This window comes from Bacteroidales bacterium, assembly GCA_023228145.1.
Classification (GTDB): domain Bacteria; phylum Bacteroidota; class Bacteroidia; order Bacteroidales; family CAIWKO01; genus CAIWKO01.
The window spans coordinates 1-23,870 of the sequence record JALOBU010000036.1 but is presented as its reverse complement, the minus strand read 5'-3'; the positions used below and the strand labels follow the sequence as shown (position 1 = coordinate 23,870).

Below are 23,870 nucleotides of genomic sequence, written 5' to 3'. Positions count from 1 at the left end.
AAGGTTATTATTTATTTTCTGGCTTTAAATCAAATATTTTATTAATACAAAATTAATTCTAAAATACTAATTTATAATAAATTAAGTAAAATAAAGTATTTAAATTGATACTTATTTTAACACTTAATCCATTAAGTAATTAATTTTATACTTAAATATTTACTTAAAAAAACTTGCTTTTTACTTACTAATTAATTATATTTGCAGTTTGTTTACTTAAAAATGAAAACGGAAACGTTGTTCAACATCTCCGATCTACCTTATGTGGTTAGCAAGCTGTATATGTTTATAGGCGGTATCAGGAAAATAATGTATGTTTATTTTTCGGAAAAAAATAGCGGTCTTGTATTTGCTGTCATCAACAACCCATCTGACACTTCTCACGAAGAAATACTATCTCCCGATGAAGATGCAATTAATAAGGCTGCGAAACTAAGGACAAATCCCAAGCAATACGAATGGCTGCTTGAAAGCGAAGTGCCTTTTGCAGAACAAAAAGAAAACATCAGAGAACTTAAACTCTTTGACGAATTACAAAGAAGCGTGTTATGCCTCTCCTTTCCCAGTGAACATGACGGCAAAAGCGACCTTATTTACATTTTTCTGAAAGAAAACCAGAGTAATTTTATTGTTAGCGACACCAGCGTTTCCCTTGGACAGGAAAACAAATCTCTTGTTGCCGTGCTTACGCATAATCATATTCAAACCATGCTGTCGTTGCGCTGCCAGGAGCGTATTTCGTTTTTGAACTTCAATGAACGAATACTAAAGCAATTCAATTATCTTAAAGAGAGTAACAAAGAAAACGAAAAGTATAAAGAAGCCACCGCCTCTCTTTACCTGAATTATGCCAGGAAAATTCTTGATGAGTTGAGCGTGGAATCGGGCATGTATATTTATACACTTACCGAAGACGCCATACAAAAAATCAGTAAATACGGAGGAGAAATTCACGACCTGAACGAAATAATATTGAATGCAGCCTCGCTTTTGACAGAAATGCATACCGGCAGGCAGGAAAAAAACATCGTTATTGATGCCTGCTACTTGAATCTCAAAGACATCAAAAAAACTATCCTTCCTCTTAAAGAGGGAGAATCTCTTAGCCGTATGTATCACAAAGCTATAGCTTTTCTCGATCGTCTCGAAGAAGCTGCTCTCATTACAAGACAAAAACAACTGGAACTTACCGGCAAAAATGTGGGAAGTTCATTCAAAAAACCCATCACGGCTGCAGCTATCAGTTATTCGATAAAGCTTTATGACGACAGAATTGTAAAACTGATGCTGGAAACTTTCCCCGAAAGATGGCCTGTAATAAGGGAACATTTTAAGCCAATAAAAAACCTGCTTACCGCCCGTGCCGAAGCAATACTGCAGCAGAAAAAAGCTTAATTAATACTTGAATACCAGCATTGGCACATCCACTTTAAACAGGATCTCTTTAATGATGCTTTTGCTGAAAAGCTGGAACAGGAAATTCCGTTTTTGCTCGCTAAGGCTTATCAGGTTTATTTTATTTGTTGTAACAAAACGGTTAATGCTTTTTGAGATGTCTTTACTTCCAATCAACTGACAGCTTACATTGTAGTCGCTGTAAACATTTTTTATATGCTCAGTAAGCTCTTCCAGCATTATCTCGCTGATTTTTTCTTTCTCTTTTTGGATGTGAATGCATTTTATGTCCACTTCAAACATACTAATAATGCTCATCAGTTTTCTAAAAGAGCTAAAATCCCTGTCGTCAAAATCCGTGATATACATATTGTTCAGGTGTCTTATGGGTGAAGCTCTGTAAGCTAAGGGAACCACCAGCACAGGCTGACTGACCTTTTCTATGGTGCGGAGCGTGATGCTTCCGGCCAGCAAATTGCGTGACCTGCCAATACCTTTAGTCCCCATAACGAGCATGGCAGATTTGAATTTTTTACAATATCGTGGTATTGCTGTCAATGGGTCTTCAAAAATTATGGTAGAAGTTATTTTTATATCCGGAAGTTTTTCATCTTTGATATATTGTTTTATCAGCACCAGAAATTTTTTCATACCATCTTTTACGTTCAGCTTCTGATCATTGAAAATATTACCCATACTAATCTGGTAGCTGAAGGCATCGGGAAACACATGTGCCATTGGCTGTATCGAATAACAGGCATGCAGAAACCTCACTTCCGCTTTGATTTTTGCAGCCAATTGCAAAGCATAAAAAGAAGCGTTGAGAGAATCTTTTGAGAAATCCACAGGGCATATTATTAATGTTATAGGCTGTGATTTTGCTACTTCTTTACCCGGGCGTTTCTTTTCTGCTTCCCTGATGATTTGCAAAGCTCTTTTGGCATCGCTGTCCTTGACAAGGATTTTAACACCTGTGGCAATATCTGATTGTATCAGGTTGACATTAGCCAGGTAAGTTTCAATACCTTCAAATTCCAGTCTGCTGCGAATTAGCAACGCAGCAGAATAATTTGTGGATTTAATGTTTACTAATTTTGTTTCCATCTCTCTTATTTTTTTATAAAAATAGGGTATTTTTGTTAAAATAACAAGTAAAAATCTTTTTTTATGTTCCAAGAGCATAGTCTTTTTTATGAGCTGCTGGCACAAACCTCTCCCTCTCCATTAGGCATTCAGGTATCTCATGCCGAAGGTGTTTTTCTTTACGGCCCCGATGGAAAAAAATATTTTGATCTGGTTTCGGGCGTTTCGGTAAGTAATGCAGGGCATAAAAATCCTGAAGTGGAAAAGGCTCTTGCCGAACAAATTCAAAAATACACCCACCTGATGGTATATGGGGAACTCATACAGTCGCCGCAAGTGCAATATGCTGAGTTTCTCACTTCCCTCCTGCCCCCACAACTCAACAATGTTTACTTTGTGAATTCCGGTGCAGAGGCTGTGGAAGGCGCCATGAAACTTGCCAAAAAGTTTACAGGCAGAACGGAAATTATCGCCTGTAAAAATGCTTACCACGGAAGCACTCAGGGAGCACTGAGTATCATGGGAAATGAAAAGCTGAAACAGCCCTTCCGTCCGCTTTTACCTGATATCAGGTTTATTGATTTTAATAATGAAAATGACATCCCGCACATCACTGAAAAAACTGTCTGCGTGATTGTTGAGCCCATTCAGGGAGAAGCAGGAATCATACTTCCCCAGAATGATTATCTTGGCAAACTGCGTAAAAAATGTGATGAAACCGGAGCGCTGTTGGTATTTGACGAGGTGCAGACGGGCATACTGCGGACAGGGAAAAATTTTGCTTTTGAACATTACGGCGCGGTGCCTGATATTTTAGTTTTGGCCAAAGCCCTGGGGGGCGGCATGCCCTTAGGGGCATTTGTAACATCAAAAAATATCATGCAATCGCTGACCCATAATCCTTCTCTTGGTCATATTACGACCTTTGGCGGGCACCCGGTTTGTTGTGCTGCCGGACTGGCATCTTTTCGGTATTTAAAAAATAACATAACAGACTTAGAAATAGATAGTAAGGCTAATTTATTTTATTCTTTACTTGAAGATAATAAATTTGTAAAAGAAATACGGTATAAGGGATTATTAATGGCTGTTGAATTGGCAGATTGTAATAAAATACAACAATTTATTAGACTCGGAGTGGAACATGGTATAATTTCCGACTGGTTTCTTTTTTGCGATACGGCTTTTCGTATTTCACCGCCTTTGACAATCACTGAAGATGAAATACAAGATGTTGTAAAAATAATTAACCTCTGCCTGAAAGAGCTATAATGGTTTAGGCAACGGCAGAGATCATTTGGTAATACAACGGATAATATCTCTTATCTTTTCTTTGTCTTTCTGATTAAATTCCCTGTAAACGTCTTCGGTTCCGGCTTTAAGTTTAACATTAAGTGGTTTGACTGTTATTAAATTTTCAAGAGCATCGGCTGATATGGGATATGAGGGCGAATACTCTGTCCATGCCTGGTCGCCATAATGAGGTATGGGCTTTGCAATTTCCGGGTTGTATAATACCAACTCTTCGCCTCCTGACAGCAAAAAAGTGGCAGCTGATTGTTTCTCAATACTACCACGCATAGTTCCGCTCAGCCATATGTTCAGTGTCAGAGTGTAGGCTGTGTCATTACGTTCAATAATGAAGTAAAAATTATCCAGTCCTGTAAGTCTTGTTTTAATTTTTTTCATGGGTTTGCCCTGAGCATTTGCCTTATCAATATCGAATTTGCAATCGCCTGAGCTTTGAGCCATTCCCTCAAAAACGAAAAACATGAAGATAAAATTAAATACGAATAACTTTATGGTTTTCATCGAAAAATTTTTAAACAAACTAACAAAAATCGTGCAGAAAACAGACATGCTTAATTCTCTATCTGATATTACAACTCAGCATCTTCTTATCTTCAATATAAGCCGTGAGCTTATCCCCTATCTTTACCGGCCCCACGCCGGTCGGAGTGCCGGTAAATATCAAATCGCCCATTTTCAATGTGATAAACTGCGAAATATGCGATATGAGTTTGTCAATACCGAAAATCATATCAGCAGTATTGCCCTTCTGAACGGTTTCTCCATTTTTTTTGAGTGAGAAATTCAAGTTTTTGATACCCGAAATTTCTGATAAAGGAACAAACAGACTTAATGGGGCTGAGCCATCGAATCCCTTGGTCTTTTCCCATGGCAACCCCTTGCTGATGGCTTCGCGCTGCAAGTCACGAGCTGTAAAATCGAGCCCTATGGCAATTTCTTTGTAATAGGTATTCGCAAATTTTTCCTGTATGTATTTGCCTACCTTGCAGATACGGAACACTATTTCAACTTCGTGATGAATTTCTGAAGAAAACTCGGGATAAAAAAATGGCCTGTTACGAGTTATTACAGCGGTATCGGGTTTCATAAAAAATACTGGTTCTTCGGGAAGCCCGATGTTCATTTCTTTGACATGGTCGTGATAATTACGCCCTATGCAAATAATTTTCATTTGGGATTTATTTTTACCGAAGAATTATTAAACCCTCTGAGTTTGATGGCGTTGATAACCCTTTTTGTTGAAAGCGGGAATTCGGCTTTTGACATCCAGTCGTAATAGGAAGGCTCCTTTTGAAACACTTCTTCCACAGGCTTTCCTTTGTGCTTACCAAAATTAAATACTTCCACATTTTTTTCGTTATACACTATGTGCCCTACAAGGTCCACATTATTTGACTTGTATGAGAAGTCATGCAGTGCCTGTATGTCGTTCACAACAGGTTTGCTTTTTTTGCCATGATTGTCAACATAATCTGCATCCTGATATCTTTCAATCTGCGCCAACAGAATATCGTATGTTGCCAAGGTATCTGCCTCGGCCGAGTGTGCATTTTCTATTTCTTTTCCGCAGTAAAATTTGTAGGCGGCCCTAAGCGTCCGTTGTTCCATCTTATGGAAGATATTCTGCACATCAACAAATCTTCTGCCTGCAAGGTTAAATTCAATGCCTGCACGCAAAAATTCCTCAACCAATAAGGGAATATCATACTTATTTGAGTTATACCCTGCTAAATCGCAATTTTCAAGGAAATGGTTCAGTTCGGGAGCTATGTCGGCAAAGGTCGGGCAATCTTTTACATCATCATCGCCGATACCGTGGATGGCTGTTACCAAGGGCGGAATGGGTATTGTGGGGTTGATAAGCATAGTTTTGATATCCCTTACGCCATTGGTACTTTCGCGTACTATGGATATTTCCACAATACGGTCGGTGGCAATACTTAAACCTGTGGTTTCCAGGTCAAAAAAAGCTATGGGTTTGTTGAGTTTCAGCTTCATGATTTATTTCTTTCGTTGTAACCGGAAGGTGTGAGTAATTTCTTTAACGGGTATTTCCCTGTTTTCTATTTTTATAGTTTCGCTAAAATCTTCATAATAAGGGCTATTGATTTTTACAACAAACTCTCCGGGAGTAAGTATCATGATGAATTTTCTATTGTGTGCGTTTGGTTTATATATACCTGCCAGTGAGTTATCTGACGCTTTGTAAACTTCAATATTTATAGCAGGGCCTTTTTGTGCTCTTCCCCTGAGAAAATCAAGGTTTAATTTGTAGATATTAATTAATGAATCGCTGATGTTATGTAATTTTATAAACCCTGTATCTGTAGTTTTAATAACTAATGAGTCAATATCCTGTTTTAAATTCTTAGTGAATACCTCGAAAATATCGGAAGAGTCGTTTTCAGTAATATTACCTATTATAGTGGTATATTCGGGTTTGACATTGTTAAATATCACACGATATATATCCAGGTTGCCGTACGTATCCTCACTGCGCAATGCTGAAATATATGCAAATCTTCCCGAACCGGTAAAAGAAATAGTCGTATTGTCTTCGGGAGTGTTCACCGGATAACCTATATTAACAGGCTCCGTAAAGGTGTTTTTTTCGCGGTTCCATGTTGTTTTAAAGATATCAAATCCACCCATGCTGTTATATCCAAGAGAAGCAAAATACAGCGTTTTGCCATCGGGTGCCAGATAAGGATAATCTTCGTCGTAAGAAGTATTAACAGCTTTGCCTATATTTTCTGCCGGGCCCCATTGTCCTGAAGGCAGTAGTTTTGACATATAAATGTCGCTTCCACCCTGCCCACCATCCATAGCAGAAGAAAAGAATAAAACTTTTTTATCGGATGATACGGCAGCTGCATTTGCACCTTGTTTCGGCTGATTTATATTGTTCCCCAAAGATATCAGTCTTTGAAAGCTTTTGCCCTGTTTCACCGAAAGACACAATTGCATTTTTATGTCGAGGTTGTCACAATATAAAAAAAGATAAGAGCCATCTGCGGAAAGCCCCCCGGTTTCTTCTATCAACGGGGTATTGATAGTGCCGGCAAGTCGTTTGCATTTAGTCCATGCCCCATACATATTTTCCGACATAAAAACATCGGAAGTAAAATAACCGTCATAGTCTTGAAGGTTGCCGATATTGCCCTGTCTTTTAGAAGTGTAATACAAAACGGTTTCTTTTTTATTTACATAAGGGTTAAAATCCGGATAAGGAGAATTTATCCTGGGGCCAAGATTTTCAAAAGTAACATTAATCGGGTGTTTCACTAATTCTATAGCTGATTCACACATTTCTATCTGACGATCAGCAGAGATATAATTTGGGTCTTTGCCGTTGCTTAATAGATGTTTGAATTTGCTAAAACACTCAATGGCCTCTTCAAAACGATATGCCACCTGATAAGCAACACCCAATTCGTACATAGCTTCGGGGTCAAAGTCTTTCTGAGAAGTAACCTTTTCAAGCAAGGGAATAGCTTTTAATTTATTAATATTTGTATTAAGATAACAAATACCAAGAGGGTAATAATAATCGGAATTGCTTGAATCTCTGGCATATAGAAACTCATATTCTTTCAAAGCCGTATAATAATCGCCGAATAAAAAAAATTGCTTTGCTATCTTTTCATCCCCCGAGGCTTCTTGAGTTCTTTGTGCGATAATGTTGGATGACAAAACCAATAACAAAATAAGAATGAAGACCTTTCTCAATGTTTTGAATGTTATTTATAAAATCTTTAAAACACCATCATGGCTGGCAAAAATAAAAAAACTGAACTATTTAAAAGAAGAAATTTACAGAAGTTATAAACAAGGTTATAAAATTCATTGTGTAAAAAAGGATGTAGGATATGCTCCAGACTTCTTCACTTTTCAAATTAGTTGGTTTTTTCTCGTAAAAACCTTTGCTAATATTTAAAAGTTGTTTTTGGAAAAGGTGTCCAGAATGATTTAAAATATCATTGGACATGTGTTAGAAAGAAGAAAAACAAAAGTGGAGTCATAACCAAAATTACAGCTTTTAATGTTAATTTTGATTTTTCCCATGTTGGAAACCCTTGATTTTATTAAGAATCTCAATGATCCGGAATTTTCGACACCTGAAAATAAGGATTTTTATTAATTCTCATATTTATTCAATTTGCATCAATACGAAATGCTTGGTCTTTTTGCTGCAAAGGCTTTTTAAGGCATGAATTATCAGACTATTTTTTTTATCTTCTGCCTAGATTTTTAAAGCCCTTTAAAATGATGTTTACATCATTTCGTATTTTGTAATCCTTTGCATATAGAATATTAAGACTCCCTGCAATATCATCAGAAATGTGTTGCTTTCTAATAGAATCCACAGGGAAAAGAACCCCCGGGCGTATGTGCGGTAATTTTTGTTCCATGGTTGGTTTGCTGATATTTTGGTAGCCTACCCAGGATTTTATACCAAAAAACACAGAAAAAATATTTACAAAAAATCCCAAAGGATTTTTTGTAAAAACGAATAATAAAGGGTAAAACACCAGGAAGCCAAGGCAAAATAAAACATCAACCAGCCTTTTATTTCTTTTATTTGATGCTTTGCTTATAGTATTTATATTAAGTACATACAACTCGCCGTTAGTATTGATTGAATTGCTGCCGATAATCGACATACTTTCTGGCGGTGCTATTTTAAAATCAATATTGGCATGTTGCAAATCTGACATTTTATCAATGATGAATTGAGGCGGCAGAGATTTTGAACAAAAAATAACTTCGTCAATTTTATAAATATAAATTATATCGGCAAGTTGTGAAATATTGCCTACAAAACCTTTTTCTTGTGAGAAGCTATCTTCGATGTTTATTAATCCTATAAACCCGGGCGAAAAAACCGTTTTTTTCAATAATTCAGATACCCTCAATGCTTCAATTTCATCCCCAATAATTACAAATCGTTTATTTTTGCTTCCCCTCAAACTATAACTTTTAACTTTCAGCAAGCTTAGTACAAAACGCACACAAAGCATAGAAACCAGTGCCCATGCAGAGCCCAATAAAATAAGAGCTCTGGAAAATCTCATTTCTTCGCCAAGTAAAGCGTAAATGGTAAGTATTAAAACAGTTCCTATCAACAAACCCTGAAATATTTTTGATGTCCGGATGGGCTTATCATATCCTCCGCTAAAATAAGTGGAGAAAAGCCAAACTATGATATATGCAGGTATGGCAATCGTATAAAATTCAATGGGGTAAGAGCCACCTTTAATAAAAATCACATGCGCTTCCCAGTAATTAGCAATAAAAAAAATGCCCGTGTAAATCATAATACTGTCAATCAAAGGAAGAAATATCCATTGAACAAAACGAGCAGCAAGAGCTATAAAAGCTCTTAAAAAAACAGCAAGCTGTATTAATGAGGAAAACAAGCGGGCATTTTTCTGCGTAAAGTGCTTGCGGGCAAAAATAATCATAGCATTATAAAATACAAACACATAATTTATGCTGCTTTTTTTTGTGCTTTCTCCTTTGTAATGTATTATTCTTGTTCCGGGATAATAATAATTTTTATATCCTGCTTTTTTTATACGATATGATATATCGATATCCTCCCCATACATAAAAAAATCTTCATCCAGAAAGCCGGTTTTATTAAGAGCATCTCGCCTCAGCATCATAAAAGCTCCTGAAAGTATATCAATTTCGTGCTCTTTGTCCTTATCAAGAAAACCTAAGTGATACTTTCCAAAAACTGGTGACTTTGGAAACAACTTTGAAAGGCCGAATATTTTATAAAATGCAACAGAAGGTGTTGGAAGCCCTCTTTTCGATTCCGGAAGAAATCGTCCTTTACCGTCCACCATCTTAACACCCATGCCTCCTGCATCAGGATGAGTTTCCATGAAATCTATCGTTTTACAAAAAGTGTCTTCTTCCACAACCGTATCGGGATTGAGTAATAGCACATACTTTCCAGAACTTTCCCTGATGGCTTGATTATTAGCACGAGCAAAGCCCCTATTTTCATGGTTCTCAATAAGTTTTACAGCAGAAAATTTTTCCTTAATCATATCCACAGAACCATCAACCGAATTGTTGTCAACAACAAAAACTTCCATATCTATGTCCTGTCCTGCTTTGAAAACGGAGTGAAGACATTGCTCAAGGAAATACCTTACATTGTAATTAACTATAACTACGGAGAGTTTCAATAAAAAAATATTTTTGTCAAAAATACTGTTTAACTGTTTAACGGCAAAAATTTTTATGTATCAATAAAAAGTATTCCTCCGCCATCGAATAACATACCTTCATGTAATTCTATTATTTCAAGTCCGGCATCATAAATAAAATCAATAATTATTTTACTGTTTTTCAATAAATTCAGGCTACCGTTTACAAAGATCCTGTTGTTATCCAATCCGCAACAGCCACCGAAAAAGCCGTTTCTAAAACCAGGTAATATGATACCCGAAGGGTTAACGAACTTGACTTGTAAATTTTGTTTTATTAATGTTTTCTCAATACCACGGTCAGAGGTGATAAAAAAATCATTTCCGACATTAAAAAGGTTGCAACGGGTATAAGCCTGTGACAGGTTAATCTGTATCTTTTCTGAACATAATTCGATAATTTTACTATCTGTATACTTCAAATTATGAATTAAATATTTACTTGAAATAACAGCATTATAATAAACTGTATCAGGATGTTTTACATTTAAATAATTTTCACCAAAAACAAATGAAATATTATTATCCTGGAGGGTTTTGATAAAAGAAACGGGAGTATTTGGAGCTATTACTAATTTGCCGCCGCATTGGCAAAAAAATATATCCGGATGGCCACTAATGCCATCATACACTATTCCTTTACTTTCGAACTCCAGTAATTGTCCAAAACGTCTAAGTTTTTCTTTAGCCTTTTCAGAAATGCGCTTGTCAATGATAATCCACTTCAAAATTCATTTTTTTTAATGTCTCTGAACGTAAAAACCTGACTTTCGCATATTTTTCAGAGAGTTTTTTTCTGTTTGCCGCTTTGTATCCTATGGCATTATTATATTCTGAAAACGGGACAGTTATTGTTAAACACCGTTTTTTATTCATCGGTTTTTTTTCGGGCATCATAAGTTTTTCGAGTCGTAGAGCCCACATTTTTGTCAGTACAAGTTCGCGAAATGAAGGATGGAAAGGCCCGGCAACAAGGCTTTTACCACTTTGCAACTCTTCAGAAGGATGTAACCCCACTTTGATAACATTTATATCTTTTTCATTATAAACTTCCATGGCTGCCATTACAAAATACACTGCAGACTCCAAAGATAAAGGCTGATACGTACCCTGATTGTACATTTTTCCCAATTCAGTGTTTTTTATCACCAGTACAGGATAAATTCTGACCGTATCGGGTTTTAGTTTTGCAACTTTTTTTGCTGTGTTTGTTACATTATTAATTTTTTCTCCGGGTAAGCCAACCATTGTCTGTAACCCCAATTCAAAGCCATGTTCTTTTATAAGATGTGAAGACCTTATAACATCTGTAGTTGTGTGCCCACGTCCAATTGCAGCTAAAATTCCATCATCCATTGATTGCGCGCCTAATTCTATCGCTTTCACGCGATATTTCATAAGAAAGTGCAGTATTTCCGGTGTGATAAAATCAGGCCTTGTTGAAATTCTGATTCCATGAATTTTTTTTTCAGTAATGTATGGCTGAACAGCACCAAGATAATTCTCCTGAACTGCTTTTGGCAAACAGGTGAAACTTCCACCGAAAAAAGCCACCTCCACATCAGAGGTTTTATAATCAATGGTTGAAAGTTTTTGTTCAATTATTTTTACAATATCATCAGCCTCAGGGGCTTTGAGAATTCCTGATATGTGCTTCTGATTACAGAATATACATTGAAAAGGACATCCCAGATGAGGGATAAAAACAGGGATGTTAAAATGCATAAAAAAAATTTCTATCTGTTCTTGAGTCTTTCTTTTCGTACCTTCAGCATGTGTTGATGCTCTTCTTCCGAGCTATTGGGGTCTTTCATCTGCAGAAACAACGAACAGGGAAGCTCGGAACAGTCCCCGCAGTCACGGTATTTGCGCTGATTAACACTACAATCGTATAATGGGCAAACTTTGGACGGCATCATCTCAAGTGCCCAAAATGTTGAACCTTTAATGTTATGGCACCCCGCACACTTTACTGTGTAAAATTCACACTCCTGGCAAAATAAACCACAAGCGGATAAAACTTCATTTGTATTCATAATTTTTACGGAATTATATCATTGCAAAGATATATAAACCTGACAAAAACATTACAATCAAAGGAGTAAAGGATGTTTTCATAACAGGTTTCTCTATACTGTTTATGGAATCAGAATGAATACTGCAATTTTCCGTGCAGGTAACATACAAAATGTAATATCTCTTGACCCTTTTGCGTGGAAGAAGCATAAATCTAATTCGGGTCAGGTTCTGTGATTTACAGTAACGATGCCATTGGAGGCATCATGTTTCGTGTCATTGTTGTTTGACTGTTTTCTTTTCTGTCGGCTCTTGTGTCAACGTTTTTTATTTAAAAAGTGATGGCATATTTTAAAACAATTTTACTTTATGCATTGGCTGGTGGGGCTTTTGTCTTCCGCGGAGGATTTGCTAGCAAATTGAGAAGGAATTAAGTCCGTTATGACATTGATTTGTTTAGCTCAAAATATGAATAAATAAAAAAAGCACATGGCAAACTAAAAATTATATTTCCAACTTTAATGCTTACCATGTGCTTTTCTATTAAAAGAATTTTACTGTTTTATTAGCTTTAGATTATAAATTTTATTATTTGACTCCATTCTCAAGATGTATATACCACTTTGCTGATTTGACAAGTCAATTATATTCTTTGATGTTTCAGGCATTTTGTCCTCAAATACAATTTTACCAAGCATATCATATGCAACAATATGAGACACAATGGTTCCGTTGGAAATATGGAATATGCCTTCCGTTGAAGGATTTGGAAATACAAAAATTTCAGGTTCTATTGAATTATCAGTAATTCCAACTGAAGAAGGACACAAAGAATCAACCGCAGTTGGAATATGAGCATCGTTATTATTGCCAAATCCAAGCTGTCCTTCGGGATTTCTACCGAAAGCAAATAATGAATCATTTGAGGTTAATGCAAGCGAATAATTAGTTCCACCGGCAAGTTCTACTACATTTATAAGATTGCTTACATTAACTGGTATTGAACTGTGAGTTGTGGTTCCGTCTCCTAAATTTCCGTAAGAGTTTCTACCCCAGGATACTACTGTTCCATCGCTTTTTATAGCCATAGCATGAAAAGCTCCTCCTGCAATACCTGTTACATCTGTCAAACCACTTACCTGAACAGGAATATAACTGTCTGTTATATTTCCGTCGCCCAGTTGCCCATATTCATTTTGTCCCCAGGTCCAAACAGTGCTGTCGTTTCTTAACGCAATGGAATAAAAGCGTCCGGCTGCCAATGCAACGAAGTTGGTTGCATTGGTTACCTGAACAGGTACATTGCTATTAGCTATAGTTCCGTTACCTAATTGACCTTTTGAATTCTTACCCCATGCCCACACGGTGCCATCACTTTCAATAGCAAGGGAATGGTATTCACCACCGCCTATAGCAATAACATTTGCAAGATCTGATACCTGAACAGGAATATTTGAGTTGTTATTGGTTCCATCACCTAATTGACCATCTGTATTTCTTCCCCAAGCCCATACGGTTCCATCCGATTTCAAAGCTAAAGAATGATAACCGGCTGTACCACCTGAAACAGCAATAACGCCTGAAAGTCCGGGTATTTGGATTGGATTTCTTTTACTTGTGTTCGTGCTATCACCAAGCTGACCGTCAGTATTATCGCCCCAAGCCCAGACAGTGCTATCGTTTGTTAGCGCTAGTGTATGCTGATATCCTGCAGCTATTGATTTTACATTGGTTAATCCGGGAACCCAGACAGGAGATAGTTGTCCTATAGTATCCCCATTTCCTACCTGCCCGAAAGAATTTGCGCCCCATCCATTTACAGTGCCGTCATTTGAACATATATAAAAAGAATGCGACCAACCGGCAGATATTTTTTTGTCTGGATTAAGTGATGTTATTTCGGGGCATAATGATTGAACTTCTCCGGGTACATCTTTTCCCGTTAAAGTGCCATCGCCTAATTGTCCATTAGCGTTTCTACCCCATGCAAATACATTGTTGTCTGATGTCATTGCCAGCGAATAATTAGTGCCTCCCGCTATGGCTGTAACATTAGAAAGAGATAACACATCAACAGGAGTTGAACTATTGTCTGTAGTACCATCCCCCAAGTTACCGTATGAGTTTCTACCCCAGGCAACCACAGTACCATCATTTTTTATTGCAATACCGTGAAATGCACCACCGGCAATAGCTATGGCATCTGTTAAACCATTTACCTGAACGGGGGCACAGCTGTCTGTTGTATTTCCGTTACCCAGTTGTCCATATTGATTTTCACCCCAGGCCCAAACAGTATTATTACTCTTTAAAGCCATTGAGAAATAACGACCGGCAGCAATAGCTATCATTCCGACTGCTCCGCTTACTTGAGCAGGAACATTTGAATTAACAATGCTTCCATCGCCTAACTGCCCTTTATTGTTTTTACCCCAAGCCCATACGGTGCTATCGTTTTTAATAGCAAGGGAATGGTACTCACCACCGCCTAAAGCAATAACATTAGCAAGGCCTGATACCTGAACAGGAACATTTGAGTTGTTATTGGTTCCATCACCTAATTGACCATCTGTATTTCTTCCCCAGGCCCACACGGTTCCGTCAGATTTCAAAGCTAAAGAATGATAACCGGCTGTACCACCTGAAACAGCAATAACGCCTGAAAGCCCGGGTATTTGGATTGGATTTTTTTTACTTGTGTTCGAGCTATCACCAAGCTGACCGTAGGTATTATCACCCCAAGCCCAAACAGTACTATCGTTTCGCAATGCAAGTGTATGCTGGTAGCCGGCAGAAATGGAGATTACACCGGTCAACTCATTTACCGTGAGAGGCAGGGTTTTATCAATGGTGTCACCAACACCAAGCTGTCCGAATGCATTAGCGCCCCATGCATTAACGGTATTTCCGTTATTACATAAAAAAAGTGAATGTGACCATCCGGCAGAAAGTTTTTGAGCGTAGGATTGATTATAAAAAAAAGATACTAATAAAACTAAAGTAAATATCAAAATTATTTTTTTTAAAAGATTTGTTTTCATTTTTTAAAATTTTAAAGTTTTCATAAATTATTGTTTGATAAGTTTTTGGGAAACTCTGAACCCGTTTGTTTGAAGATTCAGAAAATAAATACCATCAGTTTGTTCGGATATATCAATAAAAATCGAAGAGTCGTCTGTCTTTATATTTACATTATTACTAAAAACTTTTTTACCAATCATGTCGTAAATATCTATTTGAAGTTCTGAAATATTTCTATTTAATACTGAAAGGTCTAAAAGAAAAACTCCGTTACTTGATGGATTAGGGAAAGCGTTAATTTCAAAATTATTGACGCGGTCCTCCTCAACACTCAAAATAATCGGACAAACGCCATTGGATTGTGTAAGTATATTATGTTGATTAAAAGTGCCATCGCCCAATTGACCACTCAAATTTCTGCCGCATCCCCAAAAAGTACCATCTGTTTTATATAGAATGGAAAAATTGGTTCCGGCTGCCATACCGCCAACATCGGACATTCCAATCATTTGAACAGGTAATGAACGGTGTGTAACAGAATTATCGCCTAAATTGCCATAGGTGTTTCTACCCCAAGCCCATACAGTATTATCATTTTTTACTGCCATACAATGAAAAGCACCTGTGGCAACTAAATCCGGAATTATTCCTGTAAGTCCGCTAACTTGCACCGGGATATTTTTGTCGTTATTCGTTCCATCACCCAGTTGTCCATAAAGGTTTTCGCCCCAGGTCCAAACGGTACTATCATTTTTAACTGCAAGCGAAAAAAACCTTCCTGCATATATACTCACAACATCAGTTAACCCAGACACTTGCACGGGTGATTTTACATCAGTTCCTGTGCTTCCATTTCCTATCTGACCGCTAATATTGTCGCCCCATGCCCAAACCGTTCCATCATTTTTGAGTGCAAGTACATGGTAAGTGCCGGCAGCAATTTGGGTAATTCCGGTAAGGCCGGGAACCTGCCCTGCAATAATTTTATCGTTAGTGCTACCATCGCCTAATTGCCCGTCCATATTCCAGCCCCAAGTCCAAACTGTACTATCATTTTTAAGGGCAACAGAATGCCATCCACCGGCGGAAATAGCAATAATATTAGTGAGTAAGAGAGTTTGAACAGGTGTGTTTGTATTAGTTGTGCTTGCATTACCAAGTTGTCCATACAAATTGCTACCCCAGGCCCAAACGGTTCCATCGCTTTTTAAAGCCATAGAATGTGCTTCAAGTTGGTCGCCACCAGCAGAAACAGCAATTATATTTGTCAGCCCGGTAGAAACCGGTATGTTGCTGTCAGAATTGGTACCATTACCCAACTCACCAGTGGCATTTTCGCCAAATGCTTTTGCCGTACTGTCACTACATACAACAACAGAATGCCAGCCTCCTGCTGCAATTTTTTGTGCTTGAGCAATATTACTCCATCCTAAAAAGAAGAGCAACACAATTATTATTAAAGTGATTTTATTTTTCATATTACGATTTTTAAATTGTTATTAAAACTTAAATTTTAAAGAGATTATTAAATTCCGGCCCGGTGCATTAATACCTGATGCATAAGGACGATACATTAAGTCCATAATATTTTCTATACCTGCCGTAATTGCAATAAAAGGATTTGGAAAATACGCTAACTTGAAATTTAAAGTGTACCATCCCTTAACATAAGCTCTTCCTTGTTCATCACGGGCATATGAAGCATTTGTGCGTTCAGTTAAAGCCAGATCTTTATAATCCATTTTTCTATTATAAACCACATAAAATTCGGCTTTAAATTTATTTCTGTACTCGTAAGTCAGATGAGTGCTTCCAAAGGTTGGCGCAGCATGGCGTAAAGGATAAAACACCAGTGTATCTGGCGTTTGTTCTTCCCCTTTTTGATAGGAGATGTAGCTTCTCAACCCAAAACCTTTATAGTAAAATTCAATACCTGCCTGAACTCCATAAACATTTATCTTGGTTACATTCTGTATGGCTTGAATTCTGCTTTTGTTGCCTAAATACCTGATTGATGTATCGCCATTTAATGTGAAATTTTTACGCACCATAGCATCTACTAACCAGGTATAATAAAAGGTAGCATCCAACTTTAAAAATGTGCCAAATGACTTAACAGTTCCGAGTTCCAGATTGTACACTTTTTCAGGTTTTAAATCCGGATTTGGTACAACCAAATATCCGGGAACAGATTCAAAAACCTTTCCCATGTCATCAACATTCGGCGCCCTGAAACCATTGGCAGCGTTCAAATATATTTGCCAATTTTCAGTGGGCGTAAACACACATCCTAAGCTACCACTTATGGACCCCGAACTCATCCGAGTATCTGTGAATGGAAACGGAAAAAAGGTTGTGTCAAAATCAGCTTTGATTAAAAAGTGATTATAACGGATTCCACCGGTTATAAGCCATTTTTTATGTACTTTATATTTTGCTGTTAAATAAACACCGTTGGATTGCCAGCTAGAGCCATCAGGATATCGAGTAACAGTGGGAACTACTTCTTTGGATTCCACATGAGTTAATGATGCTACGGATTGAATGGTGTTGTGTACAAACTCATAACCGTAATAAAGGGTAATTTTATCATTGATTTTTTTATCGAAATCAAGGTTTATTGAGTATGCATCCACATTTTCTTTTTGCATTTTTAACTCTCGATACATGAACTCACGGTCATAACGACTTTCTTCGAAAAATTGATAGGCAGCAATAAGTTGCATTTTATCAAATATGATATTTTTTCTGGAGTATGTAATTCCTAAACGATGCATCTGCCACTTTTGTGGTCCGTAATACCACTCGGCCCATCGCAATTTTTCTTTATAAGGCCCGTCTGTACGCATTACATACAATCTGTCATAACGATTGTACTTGGATGTTTCAGAAAAATGAAATCCATAGTCAATATCCCAGTATTTATTTGGCTGGTAACGTATCTTTTGCATAAAGATAATCTGACTGTACTTAGATCCAATCTGTAATGTAGAATCTTCGTTAGGAACCATGTAGTCTTTATTATCGTATGATATAACATAATTAGTACGATAAAAATAAGGAACTCCACCCACAGAACCAGAGCGCAAATCCCCATAGTTAGCATAAGTGAAGCTTGATACAAATGCCAGTTTTTTAAATCCCACATTCATATCAAAATGTACAGTTTTTTCAGTATTAGCCGAAGAAAAGCGGGTCATAGCATTTCCAGTTAACATAGGTTTTTTACTATCATTAAGAGAAAATTTGGGTTTTAAAGTTTCGAAACTCATTACTCCTCCTATGGCATCACTCCCATACATCACAGAACCCGGTCCAAAAATTATTTCTGTGCCTTCCAATGCGTTAGCATCCAATGAAATTACGTTTTGTAAATTCCCCGAACGAAAGATAGCATTGTTCATACGCACACCATCAACAACAAGCAAAACGCGATTAGTGGCCATGCCACGTAACATTGGAGAACCTCCTCCCAGCTGACTTTTTTGAATAAACACATAACCACTGGTTCCAAGAAGGTCGGCAGCAGTTTGCGGGTTTTGAAACGATGCTTCCTTCAGATTAATAGAAGTAACCCTGCTTGGCGTTTCTATCTTCATTTGCTCCCAGCGATTTACAGTAACAGATACTTCTTGTAAAGAGAGTATTTTAGTAGTTAGTTCAACTTTAAAATTTAATAACTCAAGTTGCTTATAGCTATACTCAGCTGGTTTGTAAGCCAAATGACTAATTGTTATCTTTCTCGATTCTTTAAACAGGGATATATCTGCCTGCCCTTTGTCGTTAGTTGTTGTGGCTTCTTTAGGCGATTCACTTATCAATGTGACTGTCTCAATAGGGTTACCTGATTCAATATCTGTGATAGTTATTATTTGGGATCGGGCAGTATATACCAAACCTAATAACAACCACAATGCAAAAAATATTCTCATTGTAATTTGTTTAAAAAAGTTAAAAATATTTTAGTCCACTTGTATATTTTAAAGCAGACGAATTCCAAAAATTAATTATTAAACTTTTTTTGGGGGCGGATCTGGAGGAGTGAGGAAAACTGAAAGGTAAAAGTTTTGACCGAAATGAAACTTGCTTTTTAATTCAAAAAAAACAAGCGGTTCTTTCCTTTCATCCTCTGAGAAATAGAGTGATTTAAAAAAATTATGTAATCTTTTTTGGTTTTCCTGGTTCTTGGGGTTGTGTCCCAATGCAAATGAAAGTAATTGGCTAAGTTGTTTGTTAAGCTTGGTCTCTTCATAATCCCACCATAGCCAATAATACGTAGTGTCGCCAACAATTTTGGTTTCCACAATATCATACATTTCACCTTTGTACTCAAATTCTTTTGAGTGTTTCCAGTTTAATTGGGTCTCTTTTTCTTCTTCGGTAAACTTTAATAATACAAGTTCTTCTTTGTCAATTCCGGCAATCAATTTCCGTTTGACTTCTCTTCTAACTTGTTTTTTTTGATACTTAAGAATAATATAGGTTGTCGCCACTGGAGCAACGAAGCAAAGAATCAATAATATTCCAAATACTTTACATTTCACACAGTGAAATTCAATTGTGCAAAGATAATTATTATTATCAGAATAATTAAAAAGCATTAAGTCGGCTTGTGTGCCTGCCTGTCATGTAGACAGGTCAGTTCTCTGTTCTTGTCAATATTTATTTTTTCTATCTTGTCACAATGGGTTACTTTTCTATGTTTCTATGTCGTTGTCTATCTCCTACACTTGGCGGTAACAAATGATAACCCGAAGTGCAAAGCCTGTCAGGGTGTTCACAATGGTACACATTAAATTTTAAGGCGATGTGCCAGTTCACTGAAACTATCAACCAGTGCGGGCATCGAAAATATCACTGACCTGTACAGGACATACAGTTCTGGTATAATAGCCCACGGAATAAACTTTTTTATTTCACTTAAAGAAAATTTCTAAAACTTTTTTTTATTTATTTTTTGTATGTATATTTGCACACAATATTTAACACCTTGTGATAATTTAATTTCAATTAAAAACTTGCTATATGAAAAAAATATTTCTTTTTTTATCCCTGTTTTCATGTGTTTCCTGGATTTCTTTTGCAAACCCTGTTGATTTAAACACTGCTAAAAAAGTTGCTGAAAACTTTTTCTATGCTAAAGCAGGTTTCAATTCACTGCCTGCCGGAAAATCAGCTTATGTTGTTTCCCATGAGATAAAAATTACAGGAGAAACAAAATATTATCTTTTTAATTTCGGGCTGAATGGTTTTGTTATCGTTGCTTATGATGACAGCAATTTTCCTATTATCGGGTTTTCTGTTGATGAGCCTTTTGATATTCAAAACATCCCTCCTGCTCTTACCTGGTGGCTCAGCAAACAATCGGAGGAATGTAAATATAAATACGACAACAGTCAGCTTCAAAACAATATGGACGCATGGCAGTATTTACTTAACGGGCAAAACTTTAAAAGCGGACATTCCAAAGGTATCAGCCCACTGTTAACATGCAAATGGGACCAGGGAACTAACTACAACTATCATTGCCCATCTCATCCCAGCGGACCCGGAGGCCATTGTTACGCTGGCTGTGTGGCAACGGCAATGGCGCAAATCATGTACTACTATAAATTTCCCGAACATGGAATTGGCTCGTATTTTTATAATCATGGGGGTTACGGGAATATCGGTGCCGATTTTGAATCAACCTATTACGATTGGGCATCCATGACCAATACTATCAACACAGCCAGCAAAGAGGCCATTTCCACCTTGATATACCATTGTGGTGTTTCAGTTAATATGAATTATTCCTCTGCAAGCTCTGGAGCAAATTCCCAGGATGTTGCCCAAGCTCTTGAAACTTATTTTAATTTCTCTCCCCGCAGTAGGTATGCTGAAAAGGATAATTATCAGAACGACGAATGGAACAGAATGCTGATTGATAATCTGGAAATGCAACAACCTATTTATTACAGTGGCTCAGGACCCGATGGTGGCCATGCTTTTGTTTTTGATGGGTATTTGGATTCCTGTTATTTTCATGTGAACTGGGGTTGGGGTGGTTATTCAAACGGATACTTTTATGTATCCAACTTAAATTCTTCAGGAGGAAATTTTTCATACAACCAAGCTGCTGTTCTGGATGCCGTGCCTTATTTCTATCCATATTGTATAGGTAAAAAAGTATTTACAGAAGATTCAAGAGTTTTTAATGACGGAAGCAAATATTCATATTATTGGAACGACACTGACTGTGAATGGCTGATAGCACCCGAAACAAGCTCAAATATCATGCTTACATTCACCTCTTTTGATACAGAAGAAGGCCACGATATACTGAATATTTATGACGGGGAAAATGCATCGGCTCCATTGCTGGGAACATTTTCCGGACACAATATACCTGAATCCATTACTACCACCGGGAACAGATGCTTTCTGAAATTTACTACCGACAATGCCACTCAGGATTTAGGCTGGGATGCAATATATGTAACACAAACATCAGGAATAAAGGATTATGATGATTATGATAAAAAAATCAACTGCTACCCAAACCCTGCTTCTGATAAACTTAATATTTATTTACCTGAAGAAATATTTGATATTCAGTGTACCATAAACAACATTATTGGCGAACACTTTGATTGTGCCTTTTCCATACAACAAAATAATTTATTAGTATTGAACACTGAAAGCCTTCATGCAGGATATTACTTCATTCAAATTTCCGGTAGTAACAGAACTTACAATGTAAGTTTTATTGTACAAAAATGATTGTTTTTTAAAAGGCAATAATCAAAAGTGTAAACAAATTAAAAGCTTTACTTAAGTTTTACTGTTACCTTCTTTTCTTATAACTTTCCAAAATAACAACAGCTTTCGCAATTCTTCTCTGCCGCGTTTCAGTTCTTTTGGCTTCGTTTATCCATTCTATCAGTTCTTTTTTATGCGAATAAGAAAATTTATTAAATGTTGCCAAAGCTAAATCACTCGTGGAAAGTGCCTCAAAAATATCCTTTGGTACGTTAACAATTCTTGGTTTAGTATCTTCTTCAATAAGCACCGTTACATAATCACCGGCCTTTTTGCCTATGCTTTGCCGCAGAGGAATGCTCACAAAAAAATAAAATGTTCCGTCACCTTTAGGTAAAACAGAAGTGCGGAATTTTACCTTATCAACAGAGCCGCTGACAGGAATGCGTCCTGTCTTTTTAAATTTTATGCTTATCTCTGCCGGCACATCAATATAAGTCCACCCTTGCCGGTTGATTCCTTTTTTTAGCTGACCATCAAACTGATACATAGCTTAATTTTAATAAATACAAATAAATTTTAGGATGAGGATATTTTCCATCGGGCTAATTTACTATATTTGTACACAAATCAGAATACATTTTAAACAAAAAATATATGGACGAAACATTAAAAACATTAAGTGCAACAGAGGCTGCCATAGCTCTGGAAAATAAATATGGCGCTCACAATTACCATCCCCTGCCCGTTGTTTTATGCAAAGGAGAAGGCGTTTTTGTGTGGGATGTGGAAGGGAAAAAATATTTTGATTTTCTTTCGGCTTATTCTGCCGTGAACCAGGGACATTGCCACCCGAAAATCATAGGTGCAATGTTGGAACAAGCTAAAACCCTCACCCTCACTTCACGTGCGTTTTACAACGACTGTCTTGGCCCTTATGAAAAGTACATCACTGAATTTTTTGGCTACGATAAAGTATTGCCGATGAACACTGGCGCCGAAGGCGATGAAACAGCGCTCAAACTTTGTCGCAAATGGGCTTACAAAGTGAAAGGCATACCCGAAAACCAGGCAAAAATTATTTGCTGCGAAAACAATTTCCATGGCAGAACTATTACGGTAATCTCCATGTCAACCGACCCTGATGCGACCAAGGATTTCGGGCCTTTTACACCAGGATTTGTAAAAATACCTTATAACGACCTCAGCGCGCTGGAAAAAGCCCTCGAAGACCCCAATGTTGCCGGGTTCCTCGTAGAACCTATTCAGGGAGAAGCCGGAGTTTTTGTGCCGGATGAAGGCTATCTGTCAAAAGCCTATGCATTATGTAAAGCTAAGAATGTATTATTCATCGCCGACGAAGTGCAAACCGGCATAGCCCGCACCGGAAAAATGCTGTGCTGCGACCACGAAAATGTGAAAGCCGACATACTGATACTCGGAAAAGCTTTGTCGGGAGGCGTATTCCCTGTTTCGGCAGTACTTGCCAACGACAATATCATGCTCACTATAAAACCCGGCGAACATGGATCCACTTTCGGCGGCAACCCCCTGGCAGCTAAAATTGCCGTGGCAGCGCTGCAGGTGGTGAAAGATGAAAACCTCTGCGAACGGGCTGAAACATTAGGAAAAATTTTCCGTGAAGAAGTAAAAAAGATTGACTCAGACATGATAGAGCTGGTGCGCGGGAAAGGGCTTCTGAATGCAATTATCATAAAACCCAAGAATGGAAAAGAAGCCTGGGATGTTTGCATGAAGATGCGCGACAACGGCCTGCTGGCAAAGCCTACGCACGGTCATATTATTCGCTTTGCACCACCATTGGTTATCACTGAAGAACAGATTTATGAAGCTGTAGAAATTATTAAGAAATCTATTTTATCTTTTAACTAATCAATTTCATCATTGTATCTATTTGTTTTTACGAGGTTCTCTTAAAAGTTAAAAATGTCGATATATAGGCCAAAAATAGTTGGTAAGAAGTTCTAAAATCGTTTACCACGTAGTTTTAAAAGAAAGTTATATGAAAGTCGTTTCATATAACTTTTTTTGTATTTAAAAACATGTCAAAAAAAGCGA

18 protein-coding genes are annotated in these 23,870 nt (G+C 37.3%); 4 read left to right on the top strand and 14 right to left on the bottom strand.

Annotation, left to right across the window (positions count from 1 at the left end; genetic code table 11):
- Positions 1 to 222 precede the first annotated feature (222 nt).
- Positions 223 to 1,395: a hypothetical protein gene (locus M0R16_12720; protein MCK9613736.1), complete on the top strand. Its 1,173-nt coding sequence runs from the start codon at positions 223 to 225 to the stop codon at positions 1,393 to 1,395.
- Here M0R16_12720 and M0R16_12715 read toward each other — a convergent pair whose 3' ends face one another.
- Positions 1,396 to 2,499 carry a universal stress protein gene (locus tag M0R16_12715; GenBank protein ID MCK9613735.1) on the bottom strand — a complete coding sequence of 368 codons (1,104 nt, stop codon included), beginning with the start codon at positions 2,497 to 2,499 and terminating at the stop codon, positions 1,396 to 1,398.
- A 63-nt stretch (positions 2,500 to 2,562) separates the two neighbouring features.
- Here M0R16_12715 and M0R16_12710 point away from each other — a divergent pair, with 63 nt between their 5' ends.
- The gene (locus M0R16_12710) at positions 2,563 to 3,750 is read left to right on the top strand and encodes an aspartate aminotransferase family protein (protein ID MCK9613734.1); all 1,188 of its coding nucleotides are present in this window, start codon (positions 2,563 to 2,565) and stop codon (positions 3,748 to 3,750) included.
- A 21-nt stretch (positions 3,751 to 3,771) separates the two neighbouring features.
- Here the strand turns inward: M0R16_12710 and M0R16_12705 are convergent, their stop codons facing one another.
- From M0R16_12705 to M0R16_12650, 12 genes are all read right to left on the bottom strand, one after another.
- Positions 3,772 to 4,290, bottom strand: a complete 519-nt coding sequence (locus M0R16_12705) for a hypothetical protein (protein MCK9613733.1) — start codon at positions 4,288 to 4,290, stop codon at positions 3,772 to 3,774.
- 58 nt (positions 4,291 to 4,348) lie between these two features.
- Entirely contained in the window at positions 4,349 to 4,960 is a 612-nt protein-coding gene (locus M0R16_12700) for a fumarylacetoacetate hydrolase family protein (GenBank protein MCK9613732.1), read from the bottom strand.
- A complete protein-coding gene (locus M0R16_12695) occupies positions 4,957 to 5,787 on the bottom strand; it encodes an exonuclease domain-containing protein (protein MCK9613731.1) in 831 nt (276 codons plus the stop codon). Before M0R16_12695 ends, M0R16_12700 begins: the two co-directional genes overlap by 4 nt.
- A gap of 3 nt (positions 5,788 to 5,790) precedes the next feature.
- Positions 5,791 to 7,518, bottom strand: a complete 1,728-nt coding sequence (locus M0R16_12690) for a hypothetical protein (protein ID MCK9613730.1) — start codon at positions 7,516 to 7,518, stop codon at positions 5,791 to 5,793.
- A 503-nt stretch (positions 7,519 to 8,021) separates the two neighbouring features.
- Positions 8,022 to 9,992 carry a glycosyltransferase gene (locus M0R16_12685; protein MCK9613729.1) on the bottom strand — a complete coding sequence of 657 codons (1,971 nt, stop codon included), beginning with the start codon at positions 9,990 to 9,992 and terminating at the stop codon, positions 8,022 to 8,024.
- Positions 9,993 to 10,045: 53 nt separating this feature from the next.
- A complete protein-coding gene (locus M0R16_12680; GenBank protein MCK9613728.1) occupies positions 10,046 to 10,741 on the bottom strand; it encodes a hypothetical protein in 696 nt (231 codons plus the stop codon).
- On the bottom strand, positions 10,722 to 11,738 hold the full coding sequence (locus M0R16_12675) for a radical SAM protein (GenBank protein ID MCK9613727.1): 1,017 nt from the start codon (positions 11,736 to 11,738) through the stop codon (positions 10,722 to 10,724). Before M0R16_12675 ends, M0R16_12680 begins: the two co-directional genes overlap by 20 nt.
- Positions 11,739 to 11,749: 11 nt before the next feature.
- Entirely contained in the window at positions 11,750 to 12,049 is a 300-nt protein-coding gene (locus tag M0R16_12670; protein MCK9613726.1) for a DUF3795 domain-containing protein, read from the bottom strand.
- A 534-nt stretch (positions 12,050 to 12,583) separates the two neighbouring features.
- A complete protein-coding gene (locus M0R16_12665; protein MCK9613725.1) occupies positions 12,584 to 15,070 on the bottom strand; it encodes a T9SS type A sorting domain-containing protein in 2,487 nt (828 codons plus the stop codon).
- Between the two features lie 27 nt (positions 15,071 to 15,097).
- Positions 15,098 to 16,528, bottom strand: coding sequence for a T9SS type A sorting domain-containing protein (locus M0R16_12660; protein ID MCK9613724.1), 1,431 nt, complete (start codon positions 16,526 to 16,528; stop codon positions 15,098 to 15,100).
- A gap of 21 nt (positions 16,529 to 16,549) precedes the next feature.
- Positions 16,550 to 18,982: a TonB-dependent receptor gene (locus M0R16_12655; GenBank protein ID MCK9613723.1), complete on the bottom strand. Its 2,433-nt coding sequence runs from the start codon at positions 18,980 to 18,982 to the stop codon at positions 16,550 to 16,552.
- A 78-nt stretch (positions 18,983 to 19,060) separates the two neighbouring features.
- Positions 19,061 to 19,594 (bottom strand): hypothetical protein, encoded by a 534-nt coding sequence (locus M0R16_12650; protein ID MCK9613722.1) that lies wholly within the window; start codon positions 19,592 to 19,594, stop codon positions 19,061 to 19,063.
- Positions 19,595 to 20,075: 481 nt separating this feature from the next.
- Here M0R16_12650 and M0R16_12645 point away from each other — a divergent pair, with 481 nt between their 5' ends.
- Positions 20,076 to 21,812, top strand: a complete 1,737-nt coding sequence (locus M0R16_12645; protein ID MCK9613721.1) for a C10 family peptidase — start codon at positions 20,076 to 20,078, stop codon at positions 21,810 to 21,812.
- Between the two features lie 64 nt (positions 21,813 to 21,876).
- On the opposite strand, the gene M0R16_12640 is transcribed toward M0R16_12645, so the two are convergent.
- Positions 21,877 to 22,341, bottom strand: coding sequence for a YdeI/OmpD-associated family protein (locus tag M0R16_12640; GenBank protein MCK9613720.1), 465 nt, complete (start codon positions 22,339 to 22,341; stop codon positions 21,877 to 21,879).
- A gap of 107 nt (positions 22,342 to 22,448) precedes the next feature.
- Here M0R16_12640 and rocD point away from each other — a divergent pair, with 107 nt between their 5' ends.
- On the top strand, positions 22,449 to 23,684 hold the full coding sequence (gene rocD / locus M0R16_12635; protein MCK9613719.1) for an ornithine--oxo-acid transaminase: 1,236 nt from the start codon (positions 22,449 to 22,451) through the stop codon (positions 23,682 to 23,684).
- The last annotated feature ends 186 nt before the right edge of the window (positions 23,685 to 23,870 follow it).

Coding starts and splice junctions, on each gene's coding strand:
- M0R16_12695 (MCK9613731.1), bottom strand. CDS start 5,787: ATGAAGCTGAAACTCAACAAACCCATAGCTTTTTTTGACCTGGAAACC.
- M0R16_12720 (MCK9613736.1), top strand. CDS start 223: ATGAAAACGGAAACGTTGTTCAACATCTCCGATCTACCTTATGTGGTT.
- M0R16_12715 (MCK9613735.1), bottom strand. CDS start 2,499: ATGGAAACAAAATTAGTAAACATTAAATCCACAAATTATTCTGCTGCG.
- M0R16_12705 (MCK9613733.1), bottom strand. CDS start 4,290: ATGAAAACCATAAAGTTATTCGTATTTAATTTTATCTTCATGTTTTTC.
- M0R16_12640 (MCK9613720.1), bottom strand. CDS start 22,341: ATGTATCAGTTTGATGGTCAGCTAAAAAAAGGAATCAACCGGCAAGGG.
- M0R16_12645 (MCK9613721.1), top strand. CDS start 20,076: ATGAAAAAAATATTTCTTTTTTTATCCCTGTTTTCATGTGTTTCCTGG.
- M0R16_12675 (MCK9613727.1), bottom strand. CDS start 11,738: ATGCATTTTAACATCCCTGTTTTTATCCCTCATCTGGGATGTCCTTTT.
- rocD (MCK9613719.1), top strand. CDS start 22,449: ATGGACGAAACATTAAAAACATTAAGTGCAACAGAGGCTGCCATAGCT.
- M0R16_12700 (MCK9613732.1), bottom strand. CDS start 4,960: ATGAAAATTATTTGCATAGGGCGTAATTATCACGACCATGTCAAAGAA.
- M0R16_12670 (MCK9613726.1), bottom strand. CDS start 12,049: ATGAATACAAATGAAGTTTTATCCGCTTGTGGTTTATTTTGCCAGGAG.
- M0R16_12665 (MCK9613725.1), bottom strand. CDS start 15,070: ATGAAAACAAATCTTTTAAAAAAAATAATTTTGATATTTACTTTAGTT.
- M0R16_12660 (MCK9613724.1), bottom strand. CDS start 16,528: ATGAAAAATAAAATCACTTTAATAATAATTGTGTTGCTCTTCTTTTTA.
- M0R16_12655 (MCK9613723.1), bottom strand. CDS start 18,982: ATGAGAATATTTTTTGCATTGTGGTTGTTATTAGGTTTGGTATATACT.
- M0R16_12710 (MCK9613734.1), top strand. CDS start 2,563: ATGTTCCAAGAGCATAGTCTTTTTTATGAGCTGCTGGCACAAACCTCT.